Genomic DNA, 12829 nt, shown 5'->3' on the forward strand with positions numbered 1-12829 from the left:
CGATGGAATCCCGGCATCGTGCTCATGAAAGAACTGGGTCCCCGCTTCCGCGGGGATGAGCGGAATGGGAACCTTACAGCTGGGCCAGCAGATGTTCGGCGGACGACACCTTGAACTCGCCGCCGGCCTCGATGTTGAGCTCAGTGACCACGCCGTCCTTGACCAGCATGGAGTAGCGCTGCGAGCGCTCGCCCATGCCGAAGCCGCGCGCGTCCAGGGTCAGGCCCAGGGTGCGGGTGAAGTCGCCGGAGCCGTCGGCCAGCATCAGGATGTCCTCGGCGCCGTCGGTGGCCTTGGCCCAGGCGCCCATGACGAACGGGTCGTTGACCGACAGGCAGGCGATGGTGTCGACGCCCTTGGCTTTGAAGTCGGCGCCGTTGTCGATGTAGCCGGGCAGGTGGCGCGCCGAGCAGGTCGGGGTGAAGGCGCCGGGGACGGCGAACAGGGCCACGGTCTTGCCCTTGAAGATCTCGTCGGTGGTGATCGGCTTGGGGCCGTCCGGGGTCGGGGTGCCGAGGGTCGCGGCCGGGATGGTGTCGCCGATCTGGATGGTCATGGGTGTCTCCAAGGGTTTGGTTGGGAGCCGTGGCTCCAGAAGCGCAGATAGGCCCGCACGGTTGCGCCGCCAAGCCGCAAACGGGCGCCGCGGCTTGCAAATGGAGGCCGCCGCACCGATCATTCGGCACATGGACGATTTCCAATCCCTCGTCGGACGACTTCTGGTCGCGATGCCGGGCATCGGCGACGACCGGTTCGAGCATGCGGTGATCCTGGTCTCCGTGCATGAGCCCGACCACGCCATGGGGCTGAGGCTCGACCTGCCCGCCCCCGCGGTGGACCTGAAGTCGGTGCTGGCCAGGCTGGAGATCCCGGCGCCCGACAGCGCCATCGGCCGTCCCGTCATGGACGGCGGGCCGGTGGACCGCGAGCGCGGCTTCGTCCTGCACACCGACGACTGGATGTCGCCCGAAGCCAGCGTCGGCTTCTTCAGCGGCCTGGCCATGACCGGGACCAAGGACGCCCTTCTGGCCATGACCGACGTCGCTACAGGGCCGCGCCGGTCCAAGCTGCTGCTCGGCTACGCCGGCTGGGGCGAGGGCCAGCTTGAGGATGAGCTGGGCGAGAACGTCTGGCTGACCGCCGACGCCGACATGGACCTGATCTTCGACGGCGACCACGAGACCAAGTGGAGCCGGGCCCTGGCGCGGCTGGGCGTCAACGCGGCCTTCCTGTCGGGACAGGCGGGGCGGGCCTAAAGCCTATTTCCGCTCGTAGACCACCTTGCCGTCCACCACGGTCAGGACTGCATGGCCGTGGGGAATCTGCGCGGCCGGGACGGTCATCAGGTCGATGTCGAAGGCGGTGAAGTCGGCGCGTTTGCCGACCTCGATCGTGCCCAGCTCGTTTTCGCGGAAGCTGGCGTACGCCGGCCAGAGGGTGAACATCTTCAGCGCCGTCTCGCGCGACACGGCCTCCTCCGGATGCCAGTCGGGGCCCTGGAAGCCTTCCAGATCGCGGCGGGCGACGGCGGCATAGAACTCGATCAGGGGATCGCCGCGCTCGACCGGTGAATCCGAGCCGCCCACGACGATGACGCCGAGGTCCACGAGGCTCTTCCAGGCATAGGCGCCGTTCAGCCGCTCCTCGCCCAGACGGGCCGGGGCGAAGTGGAAGTCGCCGATGGCGTGGCTGGGCTGCATGGAAGCGATGATCGGCAGGTCGACGAAGGCCTGATAGTCCGAGGGCCTGAGAATCTGGGCGTGTTCGATGCGCCAGCGGATGTCGGTTCCGCCCTTCCAGTCGGAACGCGGGACCTCCGCCATGGCCTGGCGATACCATTCGATCACCGAGCCGTTGCCGCGGTCGCCGATGGCGTGGGTGGCGACCTGGATGCCCGCGCGCAGGGCGCCTTCATAGATGGGCACGATCTCGGCGGCGGTGGTCTGCATCAGGCCGCGCGTCTCGGGCGCGTCCGAATAGGGGTCGTAGAGGGCCGCGCCGCGCGAGCCCAGGGCGCCGTCGGCATAGAGTTTGATCGCCCGGGTGATGATCCGGCCGTCGGCGACGCTGCGCGGGCCCGAGGCGAACAGGGCCTGGGCCCCGTCGGGGGTGACGGACGTATAGACCCGGATCGGGGCTTCACCCGACTCGGCCATCTCTTCCAGCAGGGGGATGTCCTTCCACGGCGCGCTCATGAAGTGGACGCCGGTCCAGCCATAGGCGGCCTCGACCCGGAAGCCGGCCTGATAGGCGGCCCTGAGGGCGGCGGGGTCGGCTTGGGGCCTCAGGCCCTCGACGAGAGACATGGCGGCGTCCAGCAGGAAGCCGGTGGGCTTTCCGGAAGCGTCTCTGGCGATCTCCCCGCCCGCCGGGGCTTGGGTCGTCGCGTCGATGTGGGCCGCGGCGAGGGCGGCGGAGGAGGCGGTGACCGCATGGCCGTCGGCCCGGCCCAGCAGCACGACCCGGCCGGGGGCGGCGGCGTCCAGATCGGCGGCGGTCAGGAAGCGGGGGCCATTCGCAGACTCTGGCCATCGGGTCTCGATCCAGCCGCGGCCGATGATGGGGCCGTCCGGATGGGCGGAGGCCCAGGCGCGGAGCCGGGCCATGGCGTCGGCGACCGAGGTCGAGCCCTCGAGGTTCAGGGTCAGCTCGCGCCAGCCGATGCCGTCCAGATGGGCGTGGCCGTCGGTGAAGCCGGGAAACAGGGTCGCGCCCTTCAGGTCCACGACCGGGACCCCGGGGCTGGCGGGCAGGTCGGCGGCTTTGCCCACGAAGGCGATGCGGCCGTCCCGGACCAGAACCGCCTCGGCGGTCGCGTCGCCGGAGAGGCCGGTGTGGATGGTCCCGCCGCGCAGGACCATGTCCTGGGCCATAGCGGGCGAGGCGCCGGCGAAGATCAGCACGGCGAGGGCGGCGAGGGACGGCTTCATGAGGACGGCTCCGGAGGACCCGGCATGGGTGCAAGCGGTCGCCGGTTCCGTCAAGCGCCACGCCCGGGGAGGGCGCGCCCAAAAAGAAAGGAGGCGGCCCGTTTCCGGACCGCCTCCCAGGTCTTTAGCCGTTTGGCTTCGTCTTAGAAGCGCGTGCCGACCGTCAGGACCATGGTGCGCGGGGCGCCCAGGCTGAAGGTACGGACCGAGCCGGTGAACGGACGGATGCCCGGGCCCGGATCGATGTCGGCGATGGTCGCGGCGTTGGAGCCCGACGAGATGTTGCCGGCGTGGAACGAGTCGAACAGGTTCGAGATGTTGAACTGAACGTAGGCGTCCTTGATGCCGAAGGTGTTGGTCAGGTCGTAGCGGGCGTCGAAGTCGACGACCGTGTAACCGGGGACCTTCTCGTCGTTGACGTCGGTGGTGAACCGGTCATCGACCCACTTGGCCTGCAGGCCGAGCGACAGTTCCTCGGTGGCCTGCCAGTCGCCGCGGAAGGTGGCTTGCCATTCCGGGGTTTCGACGACCTTCTTACCCTTGGTCGGCAGGTACCAGTACTGGGTGGTGCCGGCGGTGCAGCCGGCGCCGGGGGCGGTGCCGGTCGGCGGAGTGGCCGGGCAGGTGAAGGCCAGGGCGACCTGGTCTTCCTGCAGTTCCGAGTCGGTGTAGGTCGCCGAGGCGTACAGCGAGATCGAGTCGGTCACGCGCCAGCCGATCGAGCCTTCGACGCCCTGGGTCTCGACCTTGCCGATGTTACGGTCGACGGTCAGGCCGAAGGTCGGCGAGGTCGGGTCGTTGTCCAGGGTGGAGACGACGCGGTTGTTGTACTCGTTGAAGTAGGCCGAGATCGAGGCGACGATGGCCGAGGTCGTGTAGCGGTAGCCCAGCTCGTAGTTCTTGCTGGTTTCCGGCTGCACGCCGTTGAAGGCGAGCGGCTGAACCGTGGTCGCATTCGCCGTACGCGTGGCGACGTAGAGGTTGTCGGTGCGCGGCACGGCGATCTGTTCCGAGTACGAACCGAAGATGTTCGAGGCGCCGAAATCATAGCCGACCGTGATGTTCGGCAGGATGTCGTCGTACTTGAAGGTCTGCTGGTACGGGCGGATGTACTGGTTGGTGTTGCCGATGAAGGCGACGTTGCCGTTGGCGCCCTGGGTCAGGGTGGCGTCCGGCGTGGTGGTCACGACGCCCGTGGCGCTGGTCGTGGTGGTGAAGCCGACCGGGGTCTGGGTGGTGCAGAGCACGTTCGACGAACCGTTTTGCGAGTAGCAGAACTGGTTCAGGTTACGCGTGAAGAACGGGGCGCGGATGCCGACCATGACGGTCAGGGCGTCGTTCAGGAACTCGCCGCGGTAGTCGAGCGAGAACTGGTTCAGGATGGCTTCCGAGAAACGGTCGCGGGTGCGCAGGTACGAACCATCGCGGCCGATGACGCGGGCCGACTCGTCACCCCAGGTGTTCTCGCCGCCGAAGACGTTGATCGGGAGGCCGCCGCCGATGGTGCGGGTGGCTTCGCCGGTCTGGCGGTGACGACCGTAGTCGTTGGAGTACGACAGGCGCAGGCGCTGGGTGTCGGTGACGTCCCAGATCAGCGAGCTCAGCACGCCGTAACGACGGGTGTTGGTGTTCGACGGCGTGTAGAGGGTCACGTTGTCGCAGCTGTCGCCGTCGCCGTTCAGATCGACGCCGGTGCGGTTCACGGCCACGGCGGCGCAGGAGGCCGGGGTGGTCAGGGTGGCGTTGTTCGAGGTGTTCTGGTCGAGGCGGTCATCGCGCTCGCTGACCACGGTGAAGCCGCCGCCGTTGGCCATCGTGTACTGGAACGAGGGGTCGATGGTCAGGCGCAGGTTGTCGCGCAGGTGGTAGCTGAAGTTACCGCGCAGGCTGCCCGTGTTCGACGGGTTGTTGCGCAGTTCCGAGGCGTTGGTGCAGCTCGTGTTGTTCAGCACGCCGCCGAAGTAGGTGATGGCGGTCGACTGGGTGGTTTCGTTCTGGACGGTGCCGTCCACGCCGATCGGCGCGAAGCAGGCCTTGTCGTTTTCAGGACGCAGGCCGGCGTTGAACGTCGCCAGGTTGTTGAAGTTGTTGTAGGAATTGTTGCGGTTTTCGTTCCAGTTGAACGCCAGGGCGGTGAAGTCGCCGTTGTCGCGCAGTTCCTGATAGACGCGGCCGTTGTACTGGATCTTCTCCAGTTCGCCCGGGCCCTTGAACTTCTGGTAGTTCGTGTAGGAGGCGGCGAGGAAGGCGGTCGTGCCCCAGGGGCCGAAGGCGCCCGAGTCGACGCGGCCGAAGACGCGGCCATAGGAGAAGGTGCCCTTCGAACCCGTGAAGGTCGCGCCCGGCTCATCGTAAGGACGGACGGTCTGGTAGTTGATGATGCCGCCCAGCGCCGCAGCCGTCGGGCTGTCGTTGTCGGTCGTGCCCTGGTTGACCGAGGCGCGCTCGATCAGTTCCGGGTCGATCTGCTGGTTGGTGTAGGTGGCGTAGTTGCCGGTGTCGTTCAGCGGCACGCCGTCGACCGCCAGGCCGACGCGGTTGCCGTCATAGCCACGCAGACGGATGTTGCCGCCCGAGTTGCCGTAGGGGTCGGAGTTGGTGAAGTTCAGGCCGGGGACCAGGTTCAGGGTCTGCAGGATGGTCTGGCCGGGTTGCTGGCGCGCGATGACTTCCTGGGTGATGGTCGAACGGGCCTTGTCGACGCTCTGGGCGACGGCCGGGCCGACGGCGCGCGGACCGCGCTGGCCGGTGACGACCACTTCTTCGACCGACGTGGCTTCAGCGGCGCTGGTGCCGGTCGATTGGGCCGAGGCGGCGCCGGCGATGATCATGCCGGTAAAGAGGGCGGAGGTCGCCCAGAACACGCGTTTGCGGTTCATCATTGTATCTGTATCCCCAGATGATGCGGGCGAACGCGCCCATGGCCGTCAGATGGCTGACCTGACGAAATCCTGCCCCATCTAGGACCGCTCTTGTAACGCCGGACGACAGTTATGTGACGGTGATATGACAAGGCCACAGGGTTGCCCCTCGGCCACACTTCCGAAACACAGATATAATCTTCGTAAAGACCGAAATCTAAGCGCCCCAGACCGCCCTCAGACGGGCGGCGCGGCCACAGAATCGCGAATAGCCTGCATAGCGGGCCGGGTTCAAGCGGGCAAAGTCCTGATGATAGGCTTCAGCCGGCCAGAAGCGGCCCGCGTCACGGACCGGGGTGGTGAAACGTCGGGCGCCGATGACGGCCATGGCGGCCTGGCGCGAGGCCTCGGCGGCGGGCTTCTGGGTCGGGCTGGCGAAGACCGCCGTTCCATAGGCCGGGCCTGTGTCGCAGAACTGGCCGCGGGCGTCGGTGGGGTCGATGGTGCGCCAGAACCGATCGACCAGCTGGCGATAGCTGATCCGGCCGGGATCAAAGGTGACCTGAACAGCCTCGACATAGCCGTTGCCCGCTTCCACCGCCTCATAGGTCGGACGGGGCGAGGTTCCGCCCGCATAGCCTGACACGGCGCTGACCACGCCGGGGATGTGCTCCATGTTGGATTCGACGGACCAGAAGCAGCCCCCCGCGAAAACGGCGACCTCGCGGCGCCCGGTGTCGCGCGGCGCCGGAGCCTGGGCGGCTGCCGGGGCCGAGGGCTGTGCGGCGGCCGGGGTTTCGCCCTGCGAGCAGGCCGCGGCGGACAGGACGACGGCGGCGGCGATCAGTCTGGGACGAAGCGGGTGGCGAATGGCGGGCATGGCGATCGAACTCTCGACGAAGGAGGACCGGCGCCTCGCGTTCGTTTCCGAACGGGCGTCGTCATCAGATACGTCCGAAAGCGTCGGCCGGATACATCACCGGCCCGCCAGAGCCTCAGAGGGGGCCGCCCCGGGTTTCGAACACCGTGGCCAGGGCCAGGGCGGTCGGGAGCATCGATCGGGGCTCATGATAGTTGCCGTTGACCTGGCTGCGCGCGATGACATGGGCGCGGAAGCGGGTGAACAGACCCGTGTCGGGCGCCCTGGGGTTCGACCAGAAGGCGTCGAGAGGCTTCTGGTCGGTCAGGCCTTCGAAGTCGAAGAAGGCCTGACCCAGCACCTTGACCGGCGTATGGAAGCCGAGCGCCGACAGGGCGGCGCTGGAGTTGTTGACCACCATGCCCCGCGATGCGCGGCAGAGCTGGGCCAGATTGCCGCCGTCGATGAAGTCGACCCGGTCGGACAGGCCGCGTTCTTCCGCCAGGGCGCGGGTGATCAGTTCCAGATTGACGAGGCCGGGATCGAGCGGATGGTTCTTGACCACCAGTCTGGCCTCGGGCGGGGCCTGATCCGCGAAGCTGTTCATGACCTCGGCGAGGAAGGCCGTATTGTCGGCGAACCGTGAATAGCGGAGCAGCTGGGCGTCGCCCTCACGCTGGAGACAGGCGATGAAGAACGGGCCGCGCCGGGCGATCCGGTCAGCGTCGCAACGATTGCGGGGCTGGAAGGCCAGGCCGAAATAACGCCGGATATGCCCGGCGCACTGCAGCCAGGGCGCCTGGGTATAGGGCGCGACATAGCGGGGAAAGAGCCAGCGGCCAGGCAACTGGATCAGGTGATAGATGCTGATGTTGAGCACATGGTACGGCAGGATTCGACCGACCGGCCGTGTGACCGGCGTTTCGGGCACCGGAGGCTCATAGGCGAGACGGTGGCGGGGCAGGGCGCTGGAGGCGTTGACGCCGTTGCGCTCGACCGTCACCCAGTCGGGGCGGAAATAGCCGTTCTCAAGCACCCAGACCCGGCGGCCCGAAGTCGCCGCGTCGCGCAGCACGGCCTGGTTGTATACGCCGCCTTCGCCGAAGACGATGACGTCCGTATAGTCGGGCAGAAGGGCTTTCAGCCGGTCGGGCCACTGGGCCGAGCGTTCCTTGAACCGGATCGCACCGGGGCCGCGCCAGTAGAAGACATCGCCGGCGTTGAAGAGCATCCGGGTCACTTCCGCTCCCCGCGAGCGTAGCGCCTTGGCCAGAACCAGCCCGAAAGGCCCGAACGGCGCAGTGACGATCAGGAAGCGGCGGCCGGCCAGCCCGTCGGTCGTCGCGCCCACCATGACGGGGGAAGGCGCTTCCGGGTAATCGGGGTCGAGACTGGCGAGCAAACCCGTGGACTTTCTGAGTTCTGCGCTGAGGTCCCTCTTACTAGAGCGCCACCTTGGCCGCTGACAAGGCGGCTCACGCATGGGTCGTGTGAAAGATGTCGATTCCGTCGGGCGGGGGGCGAAAAGGTGACGCCGGAACTGGCGCACCCGCCCGGAATGCATTGTCTCGATAGGGGTTCCAGGCGCCCGGCGGGTTAGACGGCGGGTGTGGTTCCGGCGCCGGATTCGCGGACACCGGGCGGGCGGCGGTAAGGCGGACATCGCGTCCCGAACGCAGAAACGCCGGCCTCGCTTGCGCGGGGCCGGCGTTTCAAAGTCTTCGACATCCGAAGACCGTCGGGGCCTGCCGGAGCAGGCCCCTCGGGACTTAGAAGTTGATGTCGATGGTGGCGCGGCGGTTCAGCGGCTCGCGGACACCGTCGGCGGTGGCGCGGGCCAGCTGGGTTTCACCCTTGCCGTCCAGCGAGATCACGCCGCCGGCGACGCCTTGAGCGACCAGGGCGTCAGCCGTGGTGCGGGCGCGGCGGTTCGACAGACCGATGTTGTAGGCGGCCGAACCCGAGGTGTCGGCGTGGCCGACGACCAGGATACGGGTCGGAGCGCCGGTCTTGGAGTAGGCGGCGGCCTGGGCGATGACCGCCTGGGCTTCCGTGGTCAGAACCGAGCGATCCCAGTCGAAGTAGACGACGAACTGGCGAGCGGCGGGCTTCTGAACCACCGGCGGACGCGGCGGCGGGGGCGGAGCGACCGGCGGCGGGGCCGGCGGAGCCACGTACGGCGGCGGGGCCGGCGGCGGGGCGACCGGCTCGGCGCCGAAGGCGTAGCGCAGACCCAGGGTCACGGTGTGGCTGTTGTCGTAGTCGCCTTCGAACGTGCCCTGGTTGTAGGCGGCGAGCGAGGTGGTCGAGGCGAACTCGGCGTCACCCGTCAGGTAGCGGTAGGTCAGGTCGATGTTGGCGCGGTCCGAGATCGACCAGGCCAGACCGGCGATCGCCTGGGCGGCGAACTTGGTCGAGCTGTCGTCGGCGACGAAGCCGATCAGACGGTTGTTGCGCAGGCGGCCGACGACGTCGGTGTTGACGTGGTTCACACCGGCGCCGAGGCCGACGAACGGACGAATGCCCCAGGCTTCGTAACCGAAGTCATAGATGACATTGGCCATCAGGGTGGTGGATTCGATGTCGCCGTCCGGCGAGTAGCAACCGCCGGTCGCGGGCGTGATGTTGCAGACGCCGTTGGCGCCGGAGACGGCGCGGACCTTGCCGAGGTCGCCCGAGCGATAGCCGCCTTCGACTTCAACGCGCCAGTTCGGGTTGAACCGGTAGCCCAGACGGGCGAACGCGGCCCAGCCGTCGTTCACTTCAAAGTTGAAGTTGTTGCCGGTCGATTGGGATTCGGCGTTGATGCCGTCTTCCATCGTGTGATAGCCGGCGTCGATCGCGCCGTACCAGCCGTCCGGCTCAGCCGAAGCGGCTCCAGCCGACAGGGCGATAGCCGCCGCGGCGCTGGACGCCAGAAAAACACTCTTAATACGCATGGGTGTGAGCCCTCCGCAGCCAATATTGTTTCATGCGGCGGTCTCACCGCCTCAGGCCTTCTAACAGCGTTGCCGTTAGAGGTCGAGCCGATATCGCCGGTATTCTCCGTGTGCCCGTTCAACCGTGACGCTGATGCTACAGGCGAAAATCATGCTGTGGTTCTGTGGGTTCGGCGATGGGAGCAACGGTGTCTTCCGGCGGCCGCCGAACCGTCCTATGCACTGCGAGCATGACATCGGACGCCCCGCGCTGTGAAATCATCGCCGAAGTCGGCGTGAACCATGACGGGCGAGAGGATCTGGCCTTGCGGCTGGTCGAGGCTGCGGCCGAAGCCGGGGCGGACACCGTCAAATTCCAGACCTTCGACCCCGCCGAACTGTCCACGGCCTCGGCGCCGACGGCCGCCTATCAGGCCGAGGCGGGGCAGGGCGCGGTTCAGGCCGAGATGCTGGCGCGTCTGGTCCTGCCCCGCGACGCCTTGTCGCGCGTCGTCGATCATGCTCGCGCCTGCCGGGTCCGCTTCCTGTCGACGCCCTTCGACATCGGTTCGGCTCACATGCTGGTCGACGATCTGGGCATGGAGCGGATCAAGGTCGGTTCCGGCGAACTGACCAATCTGCCCTTCCTGCTGGCGCTGTCCCGAATGGATCGCCCGCTGCTGCTGTCGACCGGTATGGCGACCAAGCAGGAGGTCGAACAGGCGCTGGGCTGCGTCGTGTTCGGCCGGGTCGCGGGGGGCGCGGAGGCGCCGTCCCTGGCCGCCTTCGCCGAGGCCTTCCGATCCGCCGAGGCCGCGCCCGTCCTGGCGGAGACGGTCGTGATGCAATGCGTGACCCAGTACCCGGCGCCCCATGACCAGGCCAATCTGAGGGTGATGGACGCCTATGCGGCGCTCGGCGTCCGGCCCGGCTATTCGGACCATACGCTCGGAATCGACATCGCCCTGGCCGCCGTGGCGCGCGGCGCGACGGTCATCGAGAAGCATCTGACCCTGGACCGCACGGCCGAGGGCCCTGATCACAAGGCCTCGCTGGAGCCCGGCGAGATGACCGCCCTGGTCGCCGGGGCGCGCCGGGTCACGGAGGCCCTAGGCGACCTGGTCAAGCAGCCGGTCGCAGCCGAGATCCCCAATATCGCCGTGGCGCGGCGCGGTCTGGTCGCGGCCCGACCCATCGCGGCGGGAGAGGCCTTCAGCGCCGACAATCTGGCGGCCCGGCGCGCAGGCGGCGGCCTGGCTCCGGGACGGCTGTGGGACCTGATCGGCCAGCCCGCGACCCGCGCCTATGCCGCCGACGAGATCATCGAGGCGTGACCGAAAAGGCTCCCGCCAGGATCGGCGTCTTCACCGCGACCCGGGCGGAATACGGATTGCTGCGGCCGGTTCTGACGCGGCTGGAGGCTTCGGAGCGCCTCGGACCCGTCCTGATCGTCAGCGGGACCCATCTGTCGGAGCGGCATGGAGCGACCGTGTCGGAGATCGAGACCGACGGGCGAGCCATCGCGGCGCGGATCCCGGTCCCTCTGGCGGGCGACGACGGCCTGTCGGTCGCTGACGACATGGCGGCGGTGCTGGCCGGGGCGGCGAAGGCCTATGCCGACCTTCGGCTGGACGCTGTCATGATCCTCGGCGACCGGACCGAGGCCCTGGCGGCGGCGGCGGCGGCGGTCCCCTTGGGTCTGCCCATCCTGCATCTGGAAGGCGGGCACCGGACGGCGGGGGCGGTCGATGACTCCATCCGGCATGCGATCACCAAGCTGGCGGCCCTGCATTTCACCGCCGCCGAACCCTACAGCCGCCGTATCGTCCAGATGGGGGAGGCGCCCGACCGGGTCTTCACCGTGGGCGCGACGGGCGTGGACAACCTCGTCGCCTTCGGCCGCTCTAGCCGGGCCGAGGTGGCGGTGATGCTGGGTCTGGCGCCGGATGGGCTGGAGCCGGGCTTCGTGGTGGTCACCTTCCATCCGGAGACGCTGGCTGAGGTTTCGGCCGAGGCGCAGATCGCGGCCTTCCTGAAAGGGCTCGGCACAATCGCGGATCGGAAGATCGTCATCACCCTGCCCAACGCCGATGCGGGCTCGGAAGCGATCCGGGCGGCGTTGAAAGCCTTCGCGGACCAGCGGCCCGATCAGGTCCTGACTTTCGAATCGCTGGGCGCGCGGCGCTATGCGGCGGCGCTGACGGCCTGCGACGCCGTGGTCGGCAACTCCTCAAGCGGGGTGATCGAGGCCCCGGCGGCGGGGACGCCTTCGGTCAACGTCGGGGAGCGGCAGGCGGGACGGTTGAAGCCGCCGAGCGTCATCGACTGCGCCAATACCTCTGAGGCGGTGGCGGCGGCCCTGAAGCAGGCGCTGGATCCGGCCTTCCGCACGGCGGCGCGCCATCAGCCGGCGCCCTTCGGCGACGGGCATGCGGCGGAGCGGATCGTCGCGGTGCTGGAGCGGACCGATTTCGCCGGACTGGCTCGCAAACCGTTCGTCGATCTGGCCTAGCGGCGGACCCCGCCCAGATCCTCGCCCGCCGTCACATGGGGCCACAGGGCCTCACAGACGACGAAGTCGAACAGGGTGTCGACGTCCCAGCCGCGTTCGGGCGGCATGGACCAGGTCAGGGTCCCTTCGGACTGGAAAGACCGGTCGCGGCCGAGGATGCCGGGGCGCCCGACATAGACGGCGCCGTTGATGATGACGGCTTCATCCGTGGCCGGATCATTGCGCTTCCACAGGCCGTCCCCGCTCACAGAGCCGTAGAAGCCCGGCGGCTTGGGCATGGGCGAGACCCCGATCACCGAGGGGGCGTTGCGGGCGTGGCAGAGGGCCACGGCGCCGTCGATGTCGGCGGTTGTGCGCAAGGGCGAGGTCGGCTGCAGCAGGACCACATAGTCCCATTCCCCGCCGATGGCGGTCAGGGCGTGGTCGATGGCGTCGATGACGGAGGCCTTGGCGTCGGCCAGTTCGGCGGGACGGCGCAGGGTTTCGACGCCCATACTCTCGGCCAGGGCGATGACGGCGTCGTCGTCGGTCGTGACCACCAGACGGTCGATCGTGGTCGAGGCCTGACCGGCCGCCAACGTCCAGCCAATCATCGGTCGACCGGCGAGGGCGCGCAGGTTCTTGCCCGGCAAGCCTTGCGAGCCCGCGCGGGCGGGAACGAGGCCGAGCACCCGTTTGCCGTCGATCATGCCGTTCCTCTCTTGGCGCGGGGCTCAAGACATAAGGACTAATGCCGACCCCGGCCTTAC

The 12829-nt window shown here is 68.2% G+C and carries 10 protein-coding genes; 3 read left to right on the forward strand and 7 right to left on the reverse strand.

The genetic code is table 11. The features are described from left to right. Positions 1-73: 73 nt before the first annotated feature. Positions 74-556 (reverse strand): peroxiredoxin, encoded by a 483-nt coding sequence (locus tag AC1ROD_RS11880; protein ID WP_492948478.1) that lies wholly within the window; start codon positions 554-556, stop codon positions 74-76. 130 nt (positions 557-686) lie between these two features. Here AC1ROD_RS11880 and AC1ROD_RS11885 point away from each other — a divergent pair, with 130 nt between their 5' ends. Continuing rightward, complete coding sequence (locus AC1ROD_RS11885; protein ID WP_492948479.1) at positions 687-1256, forward strand: YqgE/AlgH family protein; 570 nt, start codon at positions 687-689, stop codon at positions 1254-1256. Between the two features lie 3 nt (positions 1257-1259). On the opposite strand, the gene AC1ROD_RS11890 is transcribed toward AC1ROD_RS11885, so the two are convergent. The 5 genes from AC1ROD_RS11890 to AC1ROD_RS11910 form a co-directional block, all read right to left on the reverse strand. Further along, the gene (locus tag AC1ROD_RS11890) at positions 1260-2930 is read right to left on the reverse strand and encodes an amidohydrolase (RefSeq protein ID WP_492948480.1); all 1671 of its coding nucleotides are present in this window, start codon (positions 2928-2930) and stop codon (positions 1260-1262) included. Between the two features lie 143 nt (positions 2931-3073). Then, entirely contained in the window at positions 3074-5809 is a 2736-nt protein-coding gene (locus AC1ROD_RS11895; RefSeq protein ID WP_492948481.1) for a TonB-dependent receptor, read from the reverse strand. 199 nt (positions 5810-6008) lie between these two features. Next, positions 6009-6671, reverse strand: a complete 663-nt coding sequence (gene msrA, locus AC1ROD_RS11900; RefSeq protein ID WP_492948482.1) for a peptide-methionine (S)-S-oxide reductase MsrA — start codon at positions 6669-6671, stop codon at positions 6009-6011. Positions 6672-6786: 115 nt separating this feature from the next. Then, a complete protein-coding gene (locus AC1ROD_RS11905) occupies positions 6787-8004 on the reverse strand; it encodes a capsular polysaccharide export protein, LipB/KpsS family (RefSeq protein ID WP_492948483.1) in 1218 nt (405 codons plus the stop codon). 415 nt (positions 8005-8419) lie between these two features. Continuing rightward, complete coding sequence (locus tag AC1ROD_RS11910) at positions 8420-9589, reverse strand: OmpA family protein (protein WP_492948484.1); 1170 nt, start codon at positions 9587-9589, stop codon at positions 8420-8422. 230 nt (positions 9590-9819) lie between these two features. On the opposite strand from AC1ROD_RS11910, the gene AC1ROD_RS11915 reads away from it, so the two are divergent. Together AC1ROD_RS11915 and neuC are read left to right on the forward strand one after the other, a co-directional pair. Next, the gene (locus AC1ROD_RS11915) at positions 9820-10902 is read left to right on the forward strand and encodes an N-acetylneuraminate synthase family protein (RefSeq protein ID WP_492948485.1); all 1083 of its coding nucleotides are present in this window, start codon (positions 9820-9822) and stop codon (positions 10900-10902) included. Next, positions 10899-12080 (forward strand): UDP-N-acetylglucosamine 2-epimerase, encoded by a 1182-nt coding sequence (gene neuC, locus AC1ROD_RS11920; RefSeq protein ID WP_492948486.1) that lies wholly within the window; start codon positions 10899-10901, stop codon positions 12078-12080. The genes AC1ROD_RS11915 and neuC overlap by 4 nt, the downstream gene beginning before the upstream one ends. On the opposite strand, the gene AC1ROD_RS11925 is transcribed toward neuC, so the two are convergent. Further along, positions 12077-12769, reverse strand: a complete 693-nt coding sequence (locus AC1ROD_RS11925) for an acylneuraminate cytidylyltransferase family protein (protein ID WP_492948487.1) — start codon at positions 12767-12769, stop codon at positions 12077-12079. The two genes, neuC and AC1ROD_RS11925, sit on opposite strands and share 4 nt — an antisense overlap. Positions 12770-12829: the final 60 nt, after the last annotated feature.

The organism is Brevundimonas sp. GW821-FHT12E07 (genome assembly GCF_058807035.1).